Origin of the sequence: Microvirga sp. 2TAF3, from assembly GCF_052114965.1 — a bacterium.
Taxonomy (GTDB): Bacteria; Pseudomonadota; Alphaproteobacteria; order Rhizobiales; family Beijerinckiaceae; genus Microvirga.
The window spans coordinates 1-21,529 of record NZ_JBFRFT010000009.1 but is presented as its reverse complement, the minus strand read 5'-3'; the positions used below and the strand labels follow the sequence as shown (position 1 = coordinate 21,529).

16 protein-coding genes are annotated in these 21,529 nt (G+C 61.0%); 7 read left to right on the top strand and 9 right to left on the bottom strand.

Going from position 1 to position 21,529, the window contains the following annotated elements; genetic code table 11:
- Window positions 1–4 precede the first annotated feature (4 nt).
- The 4 genes from AB4Y97_RS10915 (at window position 5) to AB4Y97_RS10900 (ending at window position 5,818) form a co-directional block, all read left to right on the top strand.
- Window positions 5–847, top strand: a complete 843-nt coding sequence (locus tag AB4Y97_RS10915) for an ABC transporter permease (RefSeq protein WP_441999074.1) — start codon at window positions 5–7, stop codon at window positions 845–847.
- A gap of 7 nt (window positions 848–854) precedes the next feature.
- Complete coding sequence (locus tag AB4Y97_RS10910; RefSeq protein ID WP_441999073.1) at window positions 855–2,339, top strand: mannitol dehydrogenase family protein; 1,485 nt, start codon at window positions 855–857, stop codon at window positions 2,337–2,339.
- A gap of 240 nt (window positions 2,340–2,579) precedes the next feature.
- On the top strand, window positions 2,580–4,085 hold the full coding sequence (locus tag AB4Y97_RS10905; RefSeq protein ID WP_441999072.1) for a diguanylate cyclase domain-containing protein: 1,506 nt from the start codon (window positions 2,580–2,582) through the stop codon (window positions 4,083–4,085).
- Window positions 4,086–4,606: 521 nt separating this feature from the next.
- On the top strand, window positions 4,607–5,818 hold the full coding sequence (locus AB4Y97_RS10900; protein ID WP_441999071.1) for a CapA family protein: 1,212 nt from the start codon (window positions 4,607–4,609) through the stop codon (window positions 5,816–5,818).
- Here AB4Y97_RS10900 and AB4Y97_RS10895 read toward each other — a convergent pair.
- From AB4Y97_RS10895 to AB4Y97_RS10870, 6 genes are read right to left on the bottom strand one after another with little or no spacing between them, the layout of a single operon-like run.
- Window positions 5,815–7,752 (bottom strand): CocE/NonD family hydrolase, encoded by a 1,938-nt coding sequence (locus AB4Y97_RS10895; RefSeq protein WP_441999070.1) that lies wholly within the window; start codon window positions 7,750–7,752, stop codon window positions 5,815–5,817. The genes AB4Y97_RS10900 and AB4Y97_RS10895 overlap by 4 nt on opposite strands.
- A complete protein-coding gene (locus AB4Y97_RS10890) occupies window positions 7,749–9,335 on the bottom strand; it encodes an ABC transporter substrate-binding protein (protein WP_441999069.1) in 1,587 nt (528 codons plus the stop codon). The genes AB4Y97_RS10895 and AB4Y97_RS10890 overlap by 4 nt, the downstream gene beginning before the upstream one ends.
- A 17-nt stretch (window positions 9,336–9,352) precedes the next feature.
- A complete protein-coding gene (locus AB4Y97_RS10885) occupies window positions 9,353–10,381 on the bottom strand; it encodes an ABC transporter ATP-binding protein (protein ID WP_441999068.1) in 1,029 nt (342 codons plus the stop codon).
- The gene (locus AB4Y97_RS10880) at window positions 10,378–11,352 is read right to left on the bottom strand and encodes an ABC transporter ATP-binding protein (protein ID WP_441999067.1); all 975 of its coding nucleotides are present in this window, start codon (window positions 11,350–11,352) and stop codon (window positions 10,378–10,380) included. The genes AB4Y97_RS10885 and AB4Y97_RS10880 overlap by 4 nt, the downstream gene beginning before the upstream one ends.
- A gap of 9 nt (window positions 11,353–11,361) precedes the next feature.
- Entirely contained in the window at window positions 11,362–12,264 is a 903-nt protein-coding gene (locus AB4Y97_RS10875; RefSeq protein ID WP_441999066.1) for an ABC transporter permease, read from the bottom strand.
- Window positions 12,261–13,235, bottom strand: coding sequence for an ABC transporter permease (locus AB4Y97_RS10870; RefSeq protein ID WP_441999065.1), 975 nt, complete (start codon window positions 13,233–13,235; stop codon window positions 12,261–12,263). The genes AB4Y97_RS10875 and AB4Y97_RS10870 overlap by 4 nt, the downstream gene beginning before the upstream one ends.
- A 224-nt stretch (window positions 13,236–13,459) precedes the next feature.
- On the opposite strand from AB4Y97_RS10870, the gene AB4Y97_RS10865 reads away from it, so the two are divergent.
- Both AB4Y97_RS10865 and AB4Y97_RS10860 read left to right on the top strand, forming a co-directional pair.
- A complete protein-coding gene (locus AB4Y97_RS10865) occupies window positions 13,460–14,389 on the top strand; it encodes a LysR family transcriptional regulator (protein WP_441999064.1) in 930 nt (309 codons plus the stop codon).
- 187 nt (window positions 14,390–14,576) lie between these two features.
- Window positions 14,577–16,778, top strand: coding sequence for a malate synthase G (locus tag AB4Y97_RS10860; RefSeq protein WP_441999063.1), 2,202 nt, complete (start codon window positions 14,577–14,579; stop codon window positions 16,776–16,778).
- Window positions 16,779–16,831: 53 nt separating this feature from the next.
- Here the strand turns inward: AB4Y97_RS10860 and AB4Y97_RS10855 are convergent, their stop codons facing one another.
- From AB4Y97_RS10855 to AB4Y97_RS10845, 3 genes are read right to left on the bottom strand one after another with little or no spacing between them, the layout of a single operon-like run.
- On the bottom strand, window positions 16,832–18,496 hold the full coding sequence (locus tag AB4Y97_RS10855; RefSeq protein WP_441999062.1) for an ABC transporter permease subunit: 1,665 nt from the start codon (window positions 18,494–18,496) through the stop codon (window positions 16,832–16,834).
- Window positions 18,493–19,494: an ABC transporter ATP-binding protein gene (locus AB4Y97_RS10850; protein ID WP_441999061.1), complete on the bottom strand. Its 1,002-nt coding sequence runs from the start codon at window positions 19,492–19,494 to the stop codon at window positions 18,493–18,495. The genes AB4Y97_RS10855 and AB4Y97_RS10850 overlap by 4 nt, the downstream gene beginning before the upstream one ends.
- Before the next feature lie 14 nt (window positions 19,495–19,508).
- Window positions 19,509–20,504: an ABC transporter substrate-binding protein gene (locus AB4Y97_RS10845; protein ID WP_441999060.1), complete on the bottom strand. Its 996-nt coding sequence runs from the start codon at window positions 20,502–20,504 to the stop codon at window positions 19,509–19,511.
- Between the two features lie 94 nt (window positions 20,505–20,598).
- On the opposite strand from AB4Y97_RS10845, the gene hisN reads away from it, so the two are divergent.
- The gene (hisN, locus tag AB4Y97_RS10840; RefSeq protein ID WP_441999059.1) at window positions 20,599–21,384 is read left to right on the top strand and encodes a histidinol-phosphatase; all 786 of its coding nucleotides are present in this window, start codon (window positions 20,599–20,601) and stop codon (window positions 21,382–21,384) included.
- The last annotated feature ends 145 nt before the right edge of the window (window positions 21,385–21,529 follow it).

The following is a 21,529-nucleotide window of genomic DNA, read 5'->3' as shown; positions in this document are numbered from 1 at the left end:
GCCGATGATCCGCGATACAACATTGGGTGCAAAGCTTTGGGCGGCAGCGATCTGGGCGCTGGTCGGCTTCTTCGTCCTGAACCTCTTCGCCATGATCGGCACGGTGCTGACGAGTTCCTTCGCCACACGCTGGCTCGGAACGTGGCTTCCGGTGGGTTGGACGACACGCTGGTACGCCTCCGCCTGGAACGAGTTTCAGCTTGGCGATGTTCTCGTCGTCACATTCCAAGTGGTGGGCATGGTGGTGTTGATCTCCGGCGCGCTCGGCGTTACGGCAGCTTACGCGCTCGCCCGACGCGAGTTTCCGGGCAAGCGTCTGCTCGTGCTGCTGTTTCTTCTGCCGCTCCTCATTCCGCCCATTACCTTTGGCATCCCATTGGCGACGGTGCTCTATCGGACTGGCCTTGCTGGAACCTTCTGGGGTGTCGTAGCGGCCAACCTAGTGCCAACAGTCCCCTTCGTGATTCTTGTAATGATCCCGTTCATCGAGCAGATCGATCCGAAGCTGGAGGCGGCGGCACGTGTGTTCGGAGCCAATACCTTCAAGCTCTTCATCCATGTGCTGCTGCCATTGCTGCTGCCAGGCATCCTTGCGGCCCTGCTCCTCGTCCTGGTGCGCACCATCGCCATGTTCGAGCTGACCTTCCTCGTTGCCGGGCCGACAAGCCAGACGCTGGTCGTGGCGCTCTATTACGCGGTCTTTGCAGCAGGCGTGCGCGCGGTGCAGTCCATCGACGCCATGGCGGTGATCTACATGGTAACGACTCTGATCTGGCTCATCATCGCCTTGCGCTTCGTCAACCCAACTCAGATCGTGACACGTGCCAAACAACAACCCGCGCGTTGAAACGATCATGGCGAAGCGCCTGAATGGGGCTGCTCTCGACGATTTGCCCACGCAGATCGTCCGCCCTGGCTATGACCGGAGCAAGGTCACGTCTGGCATCGTGCATCTTGGCGTCGGCGCCTTCCATCGCGCGCATCAGGCCGTCTACACGGACACGGTGCTTCCCCGCCATCCCCGGTGGGGCATCGTTGCCGCAAGCTTGCGCAGTCCGGATACCCGGGACGCACTGGAGCCGCAGGATGGATTCTACACGCTCTCCGTCCGTTCCCGCGAAGGCGAAGCGCTACGCGTGATCGGTTCCATTGCGCGGGTCATCGTTGCGCCAGAGGCCATCGAGGATCTTCTGGGGGTCATGTCCGATCCTCGGATTCGGATCGTTTCGCTGACCGTAACGGAAAAGGGCTATTGCCATGATCCGGCGACCGGTGAGCTGAACGAGACACATCCCGACGTCATTCACGACCTTTCGAATTCCACTCGACCACGATCGGCTCCCGGCTTCATCGTCGAAGCGCTGCGCCGCCGAAGGAGCGCGGGCGTGCCGCCCTTCACAGTCATGAGCTGTGACAATCTTCCGTCGAATGGACGCACCGTCAAACGCGTACTTACGCGTTACGCGAAACTCCTTGATCCTGATCTCGGTGCATTCATCGAAAATGAAGTTTCATTCCCCTCGACCATGGTCGACCGGATCGTTCCTGCTACGACCGATGAGGACCGCGCGCGGATCGGGCGGGCGCTCGGCATGGACGATGCGTGGCCGGTCATTACGGAACCCTTCACGCAATGGGTGATTGAGGACGACTTCCGCCAAGGTCGTCCGGCCTGGGAGGAGGCCGGGGCGGAATTCGTGTCCGATGTGGAGCCTTACGAGCATATGAAGCTCAGGCTTCTCAATGGCAGCCACTCCACGCTCGCCTATCTTGGGTATCTCGCGGGTTATGAGACGGTGGCCGATACCATGGCCGATTCCGCCTTTGTACGGCTGATCGAGGGCCTAATGGACGAAGAGGTGACGCCGACCCTGCATATGCCGCCGGGGGCCAATCTCGATGCTTACAAGCGCGCGCTCGTCGAACGCTTCAAGAATCCAGCCCTGAAACACCGCACTTGGCAGATCGCCATGGACGGTTCGCAGAAACTGCCGCAGCGCCTCTTGGGAACGGTGCGTGATCGTCTGTCAAAGAATGCTTCGATCGACCGCTTGGCGCTCGGCGTCGCGGCATGGATGCGCTACGTGACGGGCTTCGATGAAAAGCATGCGCCTATCGATGTCCGTGATCCGATGGCGCAGCGCCTGCGCAACCTGGCGGATGCGGCAGAGGGAGATCCCGAGCGGCTTGCACAGAAGCTGTTCGGCATCCGTGAAATCTTTGGTGACGACTTGCCTGCCGATCCATGCTTCACCCATTCCGTGACGACGGCTCTGGCGCGGCTCTACATGGACGGCGCCCGGCACACCGTCGGCAAATTGATATCGGCGTCAAGCTGATGAACCGTCCGGAATTTGCAGCAAAATAGCCCTGCGAGCGATTGTGCTTGCCTGTCGCGCCCGCCAAGGCGAGGCAGGGTGGATCTGATTATTATATGTTATATCTTTTAGTTTTCTTGGCTCAAGGTTGAGGAAGAATAGTCATTGAGGGGCCTGAAGCCTAGGCCGGACAAACAACTTGCGTTACAGGATTCGCAAGTGTTGAGCTATTCAGGCTGATTGACAACTTGCGGATGATCCATGCTGCATCCTGGCGATGATACTTCAATTGTGCAGTCGGATAGTACCCACGGCGAAGATGCGGAGATGTTCGATCTAGCCCCTGTCTCGCTCTGGTTAGAAGATTACAGCGGCATCAAAAAGCTGTTCGACGAATGGCGCCAAGCCGGCGTCACCTCGTTGCGGGATTATCTGCGTGAAGACGTGAGACGCGTTGAGGCTTGTTCGGATTCGATCCACGTCATCAAGGTGAACCGCAAGACGCTCACGTTGTTCGAGGCCGAAGATCTATCGCATCTTGTCGCTAATCTGGGTCTGATTTTCCGCAATGACATGCTCAAGACTCATATCGATGAACTGGTGCAGTTGTGGGATGGGCAGACGACATTCTTCAGCCATACGGTTAACTACACCTTGGCCGGCCGCAGGCTCGATATCCAATTAAAGGGTAGCATCCTACCGGGCTACGAAAAGGGGTGGGAGCGTGTCCTGATCGCCATTGAGGATGTCACTGAACGAGAGACCGCCCAGCGCAAACTTGCCCGCAGCGAGGAATATGCTCGTGGATTGTTCGAGCATTCGCCGGTGTCGCTCTGGGTGGAAGATTTCAGTAGCGTCAAATGCCTCCTCGACGAAGTGCGTGAGAAGGGAATCACCGACTTTCGAGTGTTCACCGATGTTCACCCAGAGTTCGTCGAACGGTGCATGAACGAAATCCGCGTCATTGACGTGAATCAGCATACACTTGAACTCTTTGCTGCACCCGACAAGCCGACATTGCTGCGAAATCTCCGCGACGTTTTTCGCGATGACATGCAACCCCACTTCAGAGAGCAGCTGATCGATCTGTGGGAGGGGAAGATCTTCCAGCAGCGTGAGGTCATCAACTACTCGCTCCAAGGCGACGAGCTTCACGTCCATTTGCAGTTCTCGGTGCTGCCTGGCCATGAACACGATTGGTCACTGGTTCAGGTTGCGCTCACGGATATTACCGCCCGCAAGAAAGCCGAAGCCTATCTCGAATATCTCGGCAAACATGACGTTCTGACCAAGCTCTATAACCGATCGTTCTATGTCGATGAATTGAACCGTCTCGAGCGCAAGGGGCCGTTTCCTGTGACGATCATCGTGGCCGACCTCAACGGTCTGAAGGCGACGAATGATCATTCAGGTCATGCCTCAGGTGACGATTTGCTGCGGCGGGCCGGCGAGGTTCTGAACGAGCTTGTTCAAAAGCCATGCTATGCGGCGCGCATCGGCGGTGACGAATTCGCGTTGCTGCTTCCAGCTACCGACGAGCGGGACGGTGCGGTAATGATGGAGAACATCGAGCGACTGGTGGACATCAATAATCAGTTTTATTCGAGCCAGACGTTGAGTTTCTCCATGGGTGCAGCAACCAGCGAGCCTGGCGAGCGCCTCGAATCGGTCGTGAAGCGGGCCGACATGTTAATGTATGAAGCCAAGCGTATCTATTATTCGCGGAGGACAGGGGGCCGGCGTCTCGACAAAGAGGCGGAAACCTGATTGAATCGGGGCGATCATTCCAAAAACAAAACATCACATGATCCGACTCTCACCGAATGGTTTCCGCTTCGATGTGCGCGGAGGAGACAGCAGAACGCTCCGCTGCCATGACTAAGGGCAATGGCGTAAAGCAGAGTCGCTTGGCATCATGGCTCGCCAGTTCTGTAGCCTTTGGTCTGGTCATCCTTGCTTTATCGCCTTGGGGATCCCGGTGCTGGTGGCCTGCACAAACCCACTTCCCGACGGCACTCTTCGGGATGGTCTATTTCCTGGTGCTCCCTTCGGTATGGATCGGGCTGTCCATTAAAGGCCTGATCGTTCTCGGGCGGCGCGGGCTTTGGCTCTTGATTGCTGCCCCCCTCAGCCTGATCCCATGGGGGCTAACGATTGTACTGCTTGTGAATTGCGTCGTGTTCAAGGACTGTCGTTGAGGCGGCTTATGATGAGCGCTTCCGCTCCGATCCTGGTTCATCGGCCTTCGAACCACTTTGACGGCGTGTGAATCTCTATCTTTACTTTGAATGGTCCTTCTGCCGATGTCCTCCATCATTGTTTCCGTCACCGGGCAGGCCCTTCTCCACCGTGGTCTTGACCTTTCAACGAAGGGATCGAAGTGTGTCGGTGACGTCCTCTCCAGCGCGCATCTTTCCGTGGCGAATCTCGAAGCGACGGTCGAGACGGAGGGGGCATGGCCAACGAAAACCAAGACGCTTCATCTGACGAACGCGGATGGGGTAGCCTCGTTGAAAGCTCTAGGCGTCGGTGTGCTTGTTCACGCCAACAATCATGCTTTCGATCTCGGGCCGCCTGGGATCGCACGGACCCGCGCGGTCGCTGAGTCCCATGGAATGCATTTGACCGGGAGTGGCTTGAACCGTGAGCAGGCAGCCCGCGCCGCAATCATACGAACCGCGGCAGGAACGGTAGCGGTATTGTCGGTGGATTTGGGCCCACAGCCCGAGATCGTCTATGCATCGGCTGACCGCGCTGGAATTAACCCTTTGCGGATACGCCGTATCGTGCAGGTTCCGTCGCCCGAATACGGCATTCTTCAATCCATTGTCTCAGGCCTCGGTGATGATCGACGCGAGGCGGCACGAGCGGCGGTGGGATATCGCACAGGTCATTCCGCAATGCCTCGCGGGTTGGAGGTTTTCGGAACGACGGTTCAGGAGGGAGCCTCGATCGAAAGCCGCTTCGAGGTTGAACCTGACGATCTGGCATCGTTCACGGACGTTCTCGCTCAAGCCCGCAAACAGGCGGAGATCGTCATCGTGGCGCTTCACAACCACCATTGGGATCCGGAATGGAGCAGGGTGCCCACCTGGGTGATGGATCTGTCGCGACGCCTGATTGATGAAGGAGCCGATCTGATCGTCGGCACCGGTGCGCCGGTTCTTCAAGGCATCGGTTTTCATCGCGGCAAGCCGGTCTTGGCGGGACTTGGCAATTTCATTTTCCATACACGCAGAAGCGAAGTCTATGACCGCGAAGGTGTCGACGTATGGACAGGAGCCGTATGTCGGTGCGAGTTCGATGTAAAAAGCCGGGAGTGTCGAAAGGTCGAGATCCTTCCCATTGCAGTTGGTCGTCCTGCGTCGACGCCGCAGGCGCTTGCGCCTTCGCCGTTTCCCCTGGACGATGCGGCCGCCCGGCGCGTTTTCGACGCCATGACGGCCGATCTTGAGGATGGGGATCGGGCGAGAGTCGCCCGACTGGGTGAACGCGCCTAATCCGCCTTCGAGAGAGGCCGGATGCGTGACGGCTCGACGAGAGGCAGGATGATGCGCGATGGATGGGCAGCATCCATGAACACGCTGTTGCGGGCGATCTTTCGTGTCCGCCCCATCCCCTCCGGATCACCGGTATTCGGATTCACGTCGAATTTCGGGAAGTTGGACGAAGAGATGTCGATGCGGATCCGGTGGCCCTTGGCGAACAGATTCGCGGTCGCGAAAGGTTCAATGGTGATCTGAAACACTTCACCCGGTACGAGCAGTTCCGGGTGCTCCCAGGATTTGCGGTAACGGCAGCGGAAAATGCCGTCCGTCAGGAGCATTGAATATCCGGTCGGATAATCCTCGGAGGGAGGGTAGAAATCGATCAGCTTCGCCGTGAAATCCGTGTCGAGAGCATCGGACGAAACCCACAGCTCCACATTGATCGGGCCGATCACGGCCACATCCCGTTCGAGCGGCGCAGTCTCGAAGGACAAAACGTCTCGCCGCGCGGAAAGCGGAAGGCCCGGATTGCGGCAACCGAAGAATTGCGGAGCCTCGCGCTGATCGAAGGCGCCGCCTTCGAAGACCGGCTGCCCGCTGGTGAGCGCGCCGCCGATGGTCGGCACCGGATCCGACGGGTCAAAATCGTAGCTGAGAGGTTGTGCGTCCGACTTTGGAAGCTCGTCCGAGAGACGGCCGCCGCGGTGGAGATAGAATGATCGGCTCTCGACTTCCGGCAGGGGCCAGTGTGAGGCCTGAATCCAGCGGCCCCCGTGATCGAGCTTGCCCTTGGCGGTTTTGTGTCCCGTGCCTCCGCCCATGAGAAACAGGCGTACCGGCGGTTCGGCTTCGACCTCGTTCTCGACATTCTTCAGCCAGCGGTCGAACCAGCGGCGGCGGAATTCGAGCCAGGTGGGCGTGACATTGCCGGCAATGGTGGCCTGACTGCCGAACTCCGCATCGCCGGATGCTGTCGTGTTCCGGTTTCCGTGTAGCCAGGGTCCCATGATCAGCGCCAGCGGGCGCTTCCCGCCACGCGACAGGCCTTCATGATTGTCGAAGGTGGTGCGGACATAAGCGTCATACCAGCTCGACAGCAGGGCGACGGGAACTTCAGGGAAAGTGTCGTAGGAGCCTTCGGCGTAAATTCCGACCTTCTTCCAGAAATCTCCGAACGCGCCCTGACGCCATTGCTCAAGCACGTAGCTCTCGTATTCGGGAACCCAGCGCACCGGAGAGCGCCCTTCGGACCACGGCAGAACCGTGAACCACGCCTTGAGGTCCTCTGCCTCGAGTGCTCGAAGCACGAGCGGATCGTCCTGCGCTTCCGGACTTTCCTTGGAGTTGTTGTAGGCCCAAGTCAGCTGCTTAAGCTCGAAAGCGCCGCCTTGGCGAATGCCTGTGCGATAGGCACTCGAGAAACCACCCGAATCCATCACCATGCAGGCAAGGCCCGGCGGGTTGAGGCAGGCCAGAGCAGCCTGCGTATGGGCGGCATAGGAGAGGCCCATGGTGCCGATCTTGCCATTGCACCAAGCCTGCCCGACGATCCAAGCACAGGTATCGTAGCCGTCCGGCCCTTCGGAGAGATATTTAGTGAACTCGCCTTCCGACCCATAGCGTCCGCGGCAATCCTGATAGATCACCACATAGCCGGCCCGCACGAAGTGAGATGCGACTTCGGAGCGGGTCAGGGGCTGACTCATGCCCGGTTCGATTTCCGACCGCGAGCGCTGGTTCTTGCCGTAGGGTGTCCGCTCCATGAGGACAGGCAGTGGATCTTCGACCGGGCGCCCATCGACCGCCGGCCGGTAGATATCCGTCGCGAGGTGGACACCGTCCCGCATGCGAACCATCACATTGCGATGCACGATAATATCGTCGCCGATGAACTCCACCTCGGAAGAGGTGGAGTCATTGGCAGAGCGAATAGCCTGCGAGGTCATTGGGCCGTTCCAGCAAGAGTCGCCATGAAGTCCTCACCGCGGTTTGCGATGTAGGAAACGTTGTCTTTCGATGCCCAGTAGACCTTGGGCCAGAACAGGGGAACGAAACCCACATCCTCGATCCCGATACGGCTTGCCTCCTGGAGCAGGGTGATGCGCTTCTGCGGATCGAATTCGGAGGTCGCTTCCTTCATCTTCGCGTCGAAGGCCGCGTTGGAATAGCGCGTACGGTTGAACGAGCCTGTGCCAGCTTCCTTGTTCGGCGTCATCAGAAGATTGCGCAGGCTCGTCGCCGAGGTCGGCGTAGTGTTACCGAGCGAAAAGATGAAAGCGCTGAACTGCTGCTTGCCGGCCGCCGACGCATAGACGTTGTAGGGCTGTGCGACCACGCCGTTCACTTTGAGGCCGCCCTGCGCGAACATCTGCCCAATGGCCTGGGCGCTCTCGGAGTCTCCGGCAAAGCGATCGTTCGAGGTGTGGATCGTGATGCCGAAGCCTTGCGGGTATCCTGCATCGGCGAGAAGCTTCTTCGCGCCCTGAACATCATAGGCCATGGGCTTCAGGGATGGGTCGGAGCCGCCGATGCCGACGGGCACGAGCTGGCCCGCCGCCTCACCGGCTCCATCGAGAAGCCGGTCGACGATGAGCTGGCGATTGATGAGCTTGGAGAGAGCCTGCCGGACGCGCCGATCTTTCAGCGGATTCGGGTTGAGCTGCTTGCCGTCCGTACCCACGATGAAGGGACTTTCGCCGCGGCTGGCATCGAGGGCAAGGTAGATGATGCGTGCGGACGCGATGGAGGACAGCTTCAGTCCCTTGACCTTTTCGAGGGTCATTACGTCGTTCGGCGGGACCGCATCGATGATGTCGACCGCGCCCGAACGCAGGGCCGCCACGCGGGCTGCATCATTGGCGATGAAACGGATCGTCACGTTCTCGAAATCAGGCTTCTTGCCCCAGTACAGGTCATTGCGCACGAGGCTGATATGATCGCCCGGCACCCATTCGGTCACCTTGTAGGGGCCAGTGCCCACGGTGGCGGAGCGGTCGTTGAACGCCTCGATCGACTTGCCCTCGGAGAGCTTCTTCTGAACGATGTAGACCAGCCCCACCTGCTCGATAAAATCAGGCGTAGGATCCTTGGTCTTGAACTCGATCGTCTGCGGATCGACAACGCTCATGCTGGCAATGGCGCCCACATTGCCCGTGAACGGCGCAGGGCTGTTCGGAATGTCCTTCACGCGGGTGAGAGAATAGATCACATCCTCGGGCGTCAGCGGCGCACCGTCCTGGAATTTAACGCCGGAGCGCAGCTTGATGCGCCATGTGGTCGGGTCGACATTGGTCCATGACTCCGCCAGCGACGGTTTGATCTGCAGGTTCGGATCCGGCTCAATGAGGCGGTCGAAGATCTGCGCCGCCACGTTCTGATTGTTGCCCGTGCGCGAGAAATGCGGATCAAGGGCCGAAGGCTCCGTGGAGCTTCCCATGATCAGGTTGGCGGCATGCGCCGAGGTCAGTCCCATGAGGACCGCCACCGACACGGTAAGCCCGAGATTTCTCAGATATTCAGCTAGCTTCATGACGTTCTCCTTCTGGCTCAGATCGCGGCAATTTTGGATTGGAGGGCAGCCGCTTCGATATCGTTTAGATGACAGGCGCTGATATGGCCTGGGGCGATCTCCCGCAGCGTCGGCGCCTCGCGTCGGCAGCGGTCGAAGGCATGCGGGCAGCGCAGATGAAAATGACATCCGCTCGGCGGGGAAAGCGGGGAGGGGATCTCGCCCTTGATCGGCGAGAACGAGCGTCGGCGATGGGCGATGCTCGGGACCTCTTCGAGAAGTGCTACGGTGTAGGGATGATTGGGCTTGGCGAAGAAAGCATCTGCCGGAGCGCTCTCGACGATGCGGCCGAGATACATGATCGCGACCCGGTCGCTGATATGCTTCACGACGCCAAGATCGTGGCTGATGAAGAGATAGGTGAGGCCCAGATCCCGCTTCAGCTCCATGAACAGATTGATGATCTGCGCCTGAATCGACACGTCGAGCGCGGCGACGGATTCATCGCAGACGATGAACTGCGGTTTGACCGCCAACGCGCGCGCAATGCCGATGCGCTGGCGCTGACCGCCGGAGAATTGGTGCGGGTAGCGCTGCCGGTAGGAGGGGTCGAGGCCGACCCTCTGCATCAGAGCCGCGACATAGGCATCTTTCTCCCGGCGCGGGACGATTCCGTGAGCGACCGGCGCTTCGCCGATGATGTCGATGACCTGCTTGCGCGGGTTGAGAGACGACATCGGATCCTGAAAGATCATCTGCGCCGAGAGGCGGGCCGCATGGGCGGCCTTCGTATCCAGCGCGCTCCGCGCCTTGCCTTGCCAAAGCACCTCGCCGTCGCTCTGCTTCATGATGCCCGCCATGACACGACCCAAGGTGGATTTGCCGCAACCGGACTCGCCGACAAGGCCCACGACCTCACCGGGCATGATCTTCAGATCCACATGGTCGACCGCATGGACGATCTGCGCCTTGAGGTCCGCACCGAAGAGGCGCGCGAGACGCTCGGCATAGTCGAGGTCGCGGACGAACCGCTTGGACACATCGACGGCTTCGACGAGGGGAATCATGCTGCCCTCCTCGCTTGCGGATGGAAACAGCGCCAGGCAATCGATCCTGATGTATGGAGAGGAGGTTCGTCCTCGCAGATCGACGTTGCGAAAGCGCAGCGCTGGCGGAAAGCGCAACCTGAAGGCCGCTGCAGAGGCGAGGGTGCCATGCCGGGAATGGCGCGCAGTTCCGAACCGCGCGGCACGTTCGCGGGGACGGATTGCATGAGGCCGATGGTGTAGGGATGGGTCGGGTGGTCGAGAATATCGTCCGTAGGACCGATCTCGACAATGCGGCCCGCATACATGACCGCAACACGATGGGCCAAGCCGGCGACCACGCCGAGATCGTGGCTGATCCAGACCAGCGCCATGCCGAGCTGCTTGGTCAGGCTCTGGATTTGCGCCAGGATCTGGGACTGGATCGTCACATCCAGCGCTGTCGTCGGCTCGTCCGCGATGATCAGGTCCGGCCTATGCAGCAATGCAATGGCAATCGCCACGCGCTGACGCATGCCACCGGAAAATTGATGCGGATAGGAGGATAGCCGCTCGTCCGGCGAGGGAATGCCCACCATGCCGAGGGTATCGCGGGCGCGGGCCCGCGCCTCCTTCCGGCTGACCTTCTCGTGAGCCAGAACCGTCTCGACCATCTGCGTCTCGATGCTGAGCACCGGATTGAGGGTCATCATCGGATCCTGAAAGATCATCGCGATCCGTCGGCCGCGCAGATTGCGCATCTCCTTGGGGGAGAGGCCGACAAGGTCCTGTCCCTGAAACAGGATGCGTCCGCCCGTCACTTTTCCTGAAGGGTCGACGAGGCCGAGAATCGAGAAGCCGGTGATGGACTTGCCCGAACCGGATTCGCCGACGAGCCCGAGCACTTCGCCGCGGCCGAGCTCGAAGCTGACGCCATCGACGGCTTTGACGATGCCTTTCTCCGTGAAGAAATGCGTGTGGAGATTTTCGACCTTGAGCGTTGGTGTCGTCATGCGCCGCTCCTACTTTTGAAGCCGCGGATTCAGCACCTCGCGCAGGCGGTCGCCCACGATGTTGATGCTGAAGACGAGGGCGACGAGCAGCAGGCCCGGATAGACACTGATCCAGTACTGCCCGGACATGAGAACTTCATACCCGTTGGAAATAAGAAGCCCGAGGGACGGCTCGGTGATCGGCAGGCCGATGCCGAGGAAGCTCAATGTCGCTTCGGCGGCAATTGCATTCGCGACCTGCAGAGTTGCGATGACGATCAGAGGCGGTAGGCAATTCGGCAGAAGGTGGCCGAACAGAATGCGCGTCTTGCTCAAATCGAGACACATCGCAGCCTCGATATATTCCTTACCCTTCTCGACGAGGGCCGCGCCGCGCACGGCACGGGCGAACAGGGCCCATTGCACGAGCACGAGGGCGGTCATGACTTTGCCGAGCCCCTGGCCGATCAGCGCCAGCAGCATCAGCGCGACGAGGATCGTCGGGAAGCCAAGCATCAGGTCGACGAGACGCATGATCAGCGTATCGATGCGCCCACCGAAATAAGCGGCGATGAGGCCGAGCGACGTGCCAATGCTCAAGGCGACGACCCCGCTCACGAGCCCGACGGCGAGGCTGGTCCGCAAGCCGTAGATCATGGCGGAGAGCATGTCCCGGCCCTGCCCGTCGGTGCCGAGCCAATAGGTGCTGCCCGTCATGCTTTCCGAGCCCGGCGGCAGCTTGGCATCCATGATGCTGATCTGCATGAGGTCATAGGGGTTCTGCGGCGCGAGCCAGGGGCCGATCAGCGCGGTCAGCAGAAGCAGGATGCAGACGATCCCAGCCACCGTTGCCTTCGGGCTTTTCAGAATACCGTTGAGAGCGCGTGCGAGAAGATTGTCCTCGCCGAAGCGGCGAAAGGCCAGCGTGGTCATACTGCGCTCCCGAGTCGGATGCGGGGATCGAGGAGGGAGTAGAGGATATCGACCACGAAATTGATGACGATAAACAATGTTACAACGACGAGGAGATAGGCCACCACCACGGGTCGGTCGAGCCGCATGATCGAGTCGATCAGGAGCTTGCCCATGCCGGGCCACGCGAAGATCGTCTCTGTCACGATGGCGAAGGCGATGATGCTGCCGAACTCCACGCCGACCACGGTAACGATGGGAATCATGATGTTCTTGAGCACATGCACCGAGACGATGCGGCGCTCGGACAAGCCCTTGGCGCGGGCGAATTTCACGAAATCGAGCGGCATCGTTTCCCGTACGCCGCTGCGGGTGAGACGGATGACGAGGGAGATCTTGAACAGGGCAAGGTTGATCGCCGGCAGGATCAGATGGGAAATTCCGGACCACGTGGTGAGGCTGGTGCGAAAGCCGAGGAATGTGCCGAGTTCGCCTCGGCCGGAGGAGGGCAGCCAGCCGAGCCAGACGGAAAAGATCATGATGAGCATCATGCCCTGCCAGAAATTCGGCAGGCTGAAGCCCAGGATCGAGCCCGTCATGACCGTTTCGTCGAGCGCGCTGCCGGGCTTGAGACCGGCCCAGAGACCGAGTGGGATGCCGATCGCAAGCGACATTGCCAGGGCGACGAAGGCCAATTCCAGCGTGGCCGGCATGCGGTTCAGGATGAGATCAATGGAGGGTTGGTTGAACACGAAGGAGCGACCGAGGTCCCCATGCAATGCATTCCAGAGGAATGTGCCGTACTGCTCCCACATCGGCCGGTCGAGGCCTAGCGCCCGGATTGCCTGCTCGCGCTCGGCGAAAGTCGCATCGGGCGCGAGCAAAATATCGATGGGGTTTCCGACGGCGTAGATGCCCGTGAAAACGATGACGGAGGTGACGAGAAGAACGAAGAGGCTCTGGGACAGGCGGCGAATGACGAAGACGGTCATGGGCGCCATCCTGCGGCATGTCCATGGCCCCGATGGAAAATTGTCTCCATCCTGGCTGCCGGTGCCCGTCGTTGATCGTGGCGCATCATTGGCGCTTTCCCCCTCTTAAGGTTGGTGCGGAGGTTAAGCGCCGTTCGGGAGTCCGCGCAATAATATGATTAGACCGGGTAGGGTGATGACATTTTAGAAATGGGTTAGTGAGAGGCGGGAGAGTATTTGCAGACATGAACCTGAAGCAACTTGAAGTCCTGAAGGCCGTGATGGCTGTCGGCTCGACCGTTGGCGCTTCGGCGATCCTGAAAATCTCGCAATCGGCGATCAGCCGGCATCTGACCGCGCTCGAGGCCGATATCGGATTCGAGTTGTTCATTCGGGACAAGGGCCGCCTCGTTCCACGGCCGGAGGCTCGCGCACTCGTGCCGGAGGTCGAGGAACTCACGGAGGTCCTGGCAAGGGTGAAACGCAAGGCCGCCGACCTCAAGGCCGGGTCCGACAGCGACACGCTGCTTCGGGTCGCCTTTCCCCACAGCATGACCACGACGGTCTTGCCGAGGGTATTGGTACGCTTTTTTGAGGATCGCCCCCGGGTCGTCGTCGAGGTTCTGCCGGGGCCCTATGGCGCCATCGAGCAGATGATGCAGGCGCGCGCGGCCGATCTCGGCTTCGTGCGCCTTCCTACCGAGGACCAGGGTTTCGATATCCGCCCGCTGCTGCGCGGCGGTACGACCTGCGTCATGGCCAAGGACCATCCGCTCGCCGCCAAGGACGTGATCGGCCTGAAAGACCTGGCGACGGCGGACCTTATCCTCCTGGGACGGCAGAGGACGGCGCGAAACGAGCTTGAGGATGAGCTGCGGAACTCGCGGGTGCCGCATCGCTGCCGCGTCGAGGTCCATTCCGTCGAAGCCGCCTGCGCCTGCGCGGCGAGTGGCCTGGGTGTTGCCATCGTCCCGGGCCTGATCGCAAGCTTCTTCCGCTCGCTCCCCGTCGAGATCCGCCCCTTCCGTCCCGCGCGCAATTCCGACTACGGCATCGTCACCCTGCCGGGCATGCCCCTGTCGCGAACGGCGGAGGCTTTCATTGAAATCTTCACGGCCAGCATCCTGACAGAGGCGCTGGAAACGAAGCGCCTTGACCGGAGCGAGATCATCTAAGCCAAGCCTGACCGGGAATAGAGTCCATTTGCATGGACATGGCTTGACGGTATCGGAAGAGAAGCTGCGTCAGTCATCTTGCAGAGAGGCAGAAGCCATCCTTTCGAAAGGCCTGCCCCTCCATTTCCTGCTCGGAGGCCTTAAGATAGGCTCACGAGAGACAACCCACCCCACGAAAGCGGACATTATGAAACGCATCCAGAAGCACGGTCTGCAGATCGCCCCGGTTCTCCATGATTTCGTCAACGGGGAAGCCTTGGAAGGCACTGGCGTGTCGCCGGAGGCGTTCTGGGACGGTCTCGCCGCCCTGGTGCAGGAATTTGCGCCCCGCAACCGCGATCTGCTGGCCGTGCGGGACACGTTGCAAAGCCGAATCGACGCCTATCATCGCGAGCGCGCGGGCCAGCCTCTCGATCAGGGGCATTATGAGGCTTTTCTGCGCGAGATCGGCTATCTTCGGCCGGATCCGGAGGATTTCTCGGTCGCGACCGAGCATGTGGACGATGAGATCGCCCGCATCGCCGGGCCGCAGCTCGTGGTGCCGGTCTCGAATGCCCGCTATGCATTGAACGCCGCCAATGCCCGCTGGGGCAGCCTTTACGATGCCCTCTATGGCACGGACGTGATTCCGGAGGAGGGTGGCGCGGCCCGCTCCGGCGGCTACAACAAGGTGCGTGGCGCGCGGGTCGTGGCCTGGGTCCGCGACTTCCTCGACCAGTCCGTGCCCCTGGCGAAGGGAAGCCACAAAGATGCTGTCGCCTACACCATCGATGGTAGCGTACTCTCCGTTCGTCTCCAGAACGGTAGCCAGAGCGGCCTTGCGGATCCAGACCAGTTTGTCGGGTATCAGGGCGATGCGGCAGGCCCGTCAGGGATATTGCTGCGCCACAACAACCTGCATCTCGACATCCGCATCGACCGCTCGCATTCCATCGGGGCGGACGATCCGGCCGGCATCGCCGATGTGGTGGTCGAATCCGCCCTGTCCACCATCATGGACCTGGAAGACAGCGTCGCGGCGGTGGATGCCGAGGACAAGGTGCAGGTGTATCGCACCTGGCTCGGCCTGATGAGAGGCAATCTCGTCGAGAATTTCGAGAAGGGCGGACGGATGATCGAGCGCCGTCTCAACCCGGACCGGGCCTATACGGCCCCCGCCGGAGGCGAGTTGCGCCTGCACGGCCGCAGCCTGATGCTGGTGCGCAATGTCGGACACCACATGTTCACCGATGCGGTGCTCGACGCGGCTGGCAATCCGATCCCGGAGACCATTCTCGACGCCGCCGTCACCGCGCTCATTGCGATCCATGACCTGCGCGGCACGGGAGCTTTGCGTAACAGCCGCACAGGTTCGATCTATATCGTCAAGCCCAAGATGCATGGGCCGGATGAGGTCGCCTTCGCCAACGACCTGTTCGCACGCGTGGAGGACATGCTGTCGCTTCGTCGCAACACGCTCAAGATGGGCATCATGGACGAGGAGCGGCGCACCACGGTCAATCTGAAAGGAGCGATCCGCGCGGCGATGGAGCGGATCTTCTTCATCAATACCGGCTTCCTCGACCGCACCGGCGACGAGATTCACACCTCGATGGAAGCGGGCCCGATGATCCGCAAGAACGACATGAAATCGACGGCGTGGATCAAGGCCTACGAGGACAACAATGTCGATATCGGTCTGGCCTGCGGCCTGCCCGGCAAGGCGCAGATCGGCAAGGGCATGTGGGCCGCGCCCGACAAGATGGCCGATATGCTGGCGCAGAAAATCGCTCATCCGATGGCCGGCGCCACCACCGCCTGGGTGCCGTCGCCGACGGCCGCCACGCTTCACGCACTGCACTATCATCAGGTCGATGTGCAGGCCCGTCAGGAGGAGTTGAAGAAGCGCCCGCGGGCGAAGCTCTCCGATATCCTGACCATCCCGGTGTCGCAGTCGAACTGGCCACCGGAGGCGGTGCAGCAGGAAATCGACAACAACTGCCAGGGCATTCTCGGCTATGTGGTGCGCTGGGTCGATCAGGGCGTCGGCTGCTCCAAGGTGCCGGACATTCACGATGTCGGGCTGATGGAGGACCGCGCGACTTTGCGCATCTCAAGCCAGCATCTGGCCAACTGGCTGCGCCACGGCATCGTCTCGGAAGATCAGGTGACGCAGGCGCTCAAGCGCATGGCCGAGGTGGTGGACCGCCAGAATGCCGGTGATCCGCTCTATCGCCCGATGGTGCCCGGCTTCGACGGACCCGCCTTCCAGGCTGCCTGCGACCTGATCTTCAAGGGCCGCGAGCAACCCAACGGTTATACCGAATGGATCCTGCACCGGCGTCGGCGCGAGGCGAAAGCAACTGGGGCGCCTGAGCGGATCGAGGATAGCGGTGTCAGGACGAGCTGACGGAAGCGACCGTCACGCTTGGCAGGCTCGCCAGTCAGGGCGGAAGAGATCTTTCAGGCTAGACTCTTCCGCCCGAGAAACCACAGGCTGACGCGCATGAGCAGCGACGCCGCTACGACGATGGCCATGGTGCAGGTGGCGAAAGCTGCCGCCTGTGACGTGAAGCCGGCCTCGTCGAGACGCATGATCGAGACGGAGGCGACGCTGACGGAAGCCGTGACGAGGAAGATCACGGCGGAGAGCGTCACCATCGATCGCATGAACATGAAGAAGAACACGGAAATCAGCGTCGGCGCCATGGAAGGCACAACCACGTCACTCACGAGACGCGGCAGGTTGGCTCCCAGGCAAGAGGCGGTCTCCTCGAGCGTCGGCGGAACCTGCCTCAAGCCTGTCATCGTCGTCAGGAAGCCTTGCGTCCAGTAGTGCATGACGTTGCAGATCGCGAGCAACGTTGCTGTGCCGTAGAGGGCATAGAGCGGAATGCTGGGAACGTTGAAGGCGAAGATATAGGCAAGGCCGAGCACGAGCCCGGGCACAGCGGCCGGCAGAAGGCAGACGAAATAGATCGGCTTCACCCAATGGCGAGGAAGCCGCTGCAACGCGAAGCCGAAGGCGAAGAGCAGGAGCGTGCCGATCACGCCCGCTGCGATCGAGATCTGCACCGTGGTCCACAGCGGATCGTATCCACCGGCCACCTTGACCGCATAATGGCGGAAGGTGAGATCGAAGCGATACGGCCAGAGCCATACGAAACTGCCATAGACGACGATGCCGATGGTGACGATGGGCAGTAATGCGACGAGCCAGGACGCAGCGGCCATCGGAATGTCGCGCTTGGGCGTGAAGACCGGCGAGAGCGGCACGGCGGAATCGCTGACCGATCCGAACTGCCGCTGTGACGCGACGCGTTCCAGGTAGAAGGCGAGGATGGTCGGGAGCAGCAGCAGGATGCCGACCACGGCACCCATGTTGAAGTTCATCTGGCCGACCACCTGACTGTAAATCTCCGTCGCCAGGATGGCATAATCGCCGCCGATGGTGGCTGCGTTGCCGAAATCGGTGATCGTCACGGTGAACACGATGAATCCGGCGCTCAGCAGACCGAACTTAATGTTGGGCAGGGTAATGTCGATGAACTTTCGGAGGCCCGATGTGCCGAGAATTTCTGCGGCCTCATAGATGCGCGCATCGGCGGCGCGTAAAGCCGCGCCAATGATCAGGACGGCCTGCGGCAAGGCATAGAGTCCGTTGGCGATCAGAAGACCCCAGAAGCCGTAGATGTTGATTTCGAGACCGGTTGTCTTGGTGATGATGCCGTTGCGGCCAAGAAGAAAGATGAGGCCGAGTCCCTGGACGAGCGATGGTGCGAGAAGCGGCAACGAGACGGCGCCGATGAGAAGCGCGCGGCCCGGCACTCGGCAGCGATGGACGGCATAAGCGACGATGAGGCCGCAGATGAGGGCGGCCGCCGTCGTCGAGAGGCTCATGACGAGGCTGTTGACGGTAGCGCGCCAGAAGCTGGCCGCGTTGAGAATCCTGACATAGTTGCCGAAGCCGATACTGCCGTCGCCTTGCGTGAAACTGCGCAGGACCACTGTCGCCAGCGGATAGGCGAAGAACAGGAGCAGCGCCACGAGAGGCACCGCGAGGCATAGTGCGAGGAACAGCCGGTCGATATCGAATTCGCGCTTCGCCGGCGCTGCGGTGGCGCTCATTGCGGAGCCACCCACGCGCAGCGTTCCGCGGGAATGTCGATGCCGACTTCGACCCCGGGGACGAGGTCGGTCCGCCCGGCTTCCTGTACGATCAATGTGCCGCCGGCCCATTCGAGCTGGATGCGGGACAGATTGCCGAGGAATTGCACCTCCTTCACACGTGCACCCGTCGCTCCGGAACGAATGGCGATATCCTCAGGACGGACGCAGGCGATGTAGTCCTCGGGCGGAGTGTGGCCGTTGAGCAGATGGCCTGCCCATCGACGCACGGAACTCTGCTCCATGAGATTGCTGACGCCCATGAAGTCGGCGACGAAGCGGTTGGCCGGATGCGTGTAAAGCGCAGTCGGAGTGCCGATCTGAGCGATGCGTCCATCCTGCATGCAAACCACCCGGTCGGCCAGCATCAGGGCCTCTTCCTGGTCGTGCGTGACCATGATGGTGAGAATGCCGAGCCGCTTCTGCAACTCGCGGATCTCGGCGCGCAGCTCGGTTCTCACCTTGGCGTCGAGGGCGGAGAGCGGTTCGTCGAGGAGGAGTAGTTTCGGATCGACGGCAACCGCGCGGGCCAGGGCGATGCGCTGCTGCTGGCCGCCGGAAAGCTGATAGGGATAGCGGTCTGCCAGATGCGGCAGACGGATCAGATCGAGAAGCTGGCCGACCCGCTCCTTGATCTCCTTGGGCTTGCGGCCGCGGATTTTGAGGCCATAGCCAATATTCTCGGCGACGGTCATGTTGGGGAAAAGCGAATAGGCCTGGAATACGATGCCGAAGCCGCGCTGGCGCGCGGGCACGCGCGTCAGGTCTTCTCCATCCAGCAGAAGCTGGCCGCTATCGGGCGTCGAGAGGCCCGCGATCAGCCGGAGCAGGGTGGTTTTCCCGCACCCGGAAGGGCCGAGGAGACAGATGAATTCCGGAGCCTCGGCGGAGAAGGACACGTCGCCGAGGGCGACGACGTGTCCGAAGGCCTTGGTAATGTGCTGGAGCTGAAGCTGCATCGGGCTTTGGTCCGTCAGCGGCCGATCTCCTTCTGCCAGCGTTCCAGAATGGCGTCGCGCTCCTTGGCCGATTTCGCGAAATCGATAGGCAGAAGCGCCTTCGAGACATCCGCCGGCAATCCGGCCTTGATCGAAGCGTCGGCGGGCTTGTAGCCGGCCGTGGTCACGATTTCCTTGTACTTGCCGTAGATCGAGGCCGCCTCGGGCGAGAGGGTCCAGTCGAGGAATTTCTGCGCGTCGGCCTTGTTCTTCGAGGACGCCATGAGCGCGGATGCTTCGAGCTCGTAGCCCGCACCCTTGGCCGGAATGACCATCGTGACGGGGAAGCCTTCCACGACCGATTGGACGCCGGCGAAGGCGAGCGATGTCCCCACGGCGAATTCACCGGCGCGCGCCGCCTTGCAGGGGCGTGAGCCCGACTTGATGTATTGGGCGACGTTCGCGTCGAGATCCTTCAGAAACTTCCAGCCCTTTTCCTCGCCCATCTGCTGCAGGATGCCGACCACCTGGAGATAGCCGGTGCCGGACGATACCGGGTTCGGCATCACCACTTCGCCTTTGAACTTCGGATCGAGCAGATCCTCCCAATCCTTCGGCATGGGAAGGTTCTTCGCCTTCACGCGCTCGTTGTTGACGCAGAAGGCAGCCATGTAGCCGGTCGCGGCGAACCACTTGTCGTCGGGCGCATGATATTGGGCTGCAAGCTTGTCGGCGCCCTTGGCCTTATAGGGAGCGAGCAACGCGAGGATGCGCGGGTCCATCGTGTTGGTGACGGCCCAGCCCCAGATGACGTCGTGCTGCGGATTGGCAGCTTCCGCCAGGATGCGCGCGCCGAGATCGCCGGTCGAGAGCCGGAGCACCTTCAGATCGACATCTGGAAGCGCCTTCTTCGCCGCCGCCGTGTATTCGGCGATCTCGTCCTCTTCGAGAGCCGTATATGCAGTTACCGTGCCGGCATGTGCCGTACCGGTAAGTAATAGGCTTAGAGCGAGTGCATTCAAAACTTTCATTGCCAGTCCCCTCTGCACTTGTCGTGCTTGTGTAATTGGAGAACAGACTTACAAATACTCGAAGGTTTGTCCATCACCTTCAATGGGGATATTTATGAAGCAGGATGACAGGGGTAATCTCTTTGAGATCGCGGCTTTCGCCGAGAGACTTGCCGACCTGGCGGCCCCTGTGGCGCGGCGTTACTTCCGGCAGAAGCTGGTGGTCGAATCGAAGGCGGATGCCTCACCCGTCACCATTGCCGACCGGGAAATCGAACTGGCCATCAGGCAGGCGATTCGCGACAGCTTTCCCGATCACGGCCTGTTCGGCGAGGAGCACGGCCTGGACAAGGCGGATGCGGAGCGGATCTGGGTGATCGATCCCATCGACGGCACGAAGAGCTTCATCACCGGCATGCCGACCTTCGGCACATTGATCGCCTATTTGGAGGGAGGAGTTCCCCGGGTCGGCGTCGTCGATCACCCGGCCCTGCGGGAACGTTGGGTCGGGCGGGCCGGTTCACCGACGCTCTGGAATGGCGAGCCCTGCCGGACGAGCACGTGCACGGTACTGTCGGAGGCCATTCTCTATGCCACGACGCCGGATATCTTTACCGGAAAGGATCGCGACAGTTTCGAGGCGCTGAGCCGGCATGTGGCCCTGCGGCGTTTCGGCGGGGATTGCTATGCCTATGCCTTGCTGGCGAGCGGTCATGTAGATGTCGTCGCCGAGGTGGGATTGCAGCCTTACGATTATCTTTCGCTCGTCCCGGTCATCGAAGGCGCGGGCGGCGTGATCACGGATTGGTCCGGACGGCCTCTCGGGCTGACGAGCGACGGCCGTGTCGTTGCGGCCGCGACGCCAGCCTTGCACAAAGAGGCTCTTGCTGCGCTGAGCTAGAGCGCCGGACTGGAAATTCGGCTCCTGGGTTTTGGCCTGGTGCGATCTGTGATTCACTTGCTGGAACGGGAGGTGGATCATGGGTCACTGCTATTCTCTCGATCTTCGGGTGCGCGTCGCCGACTTTGTCGCGGCGGGCCATTCC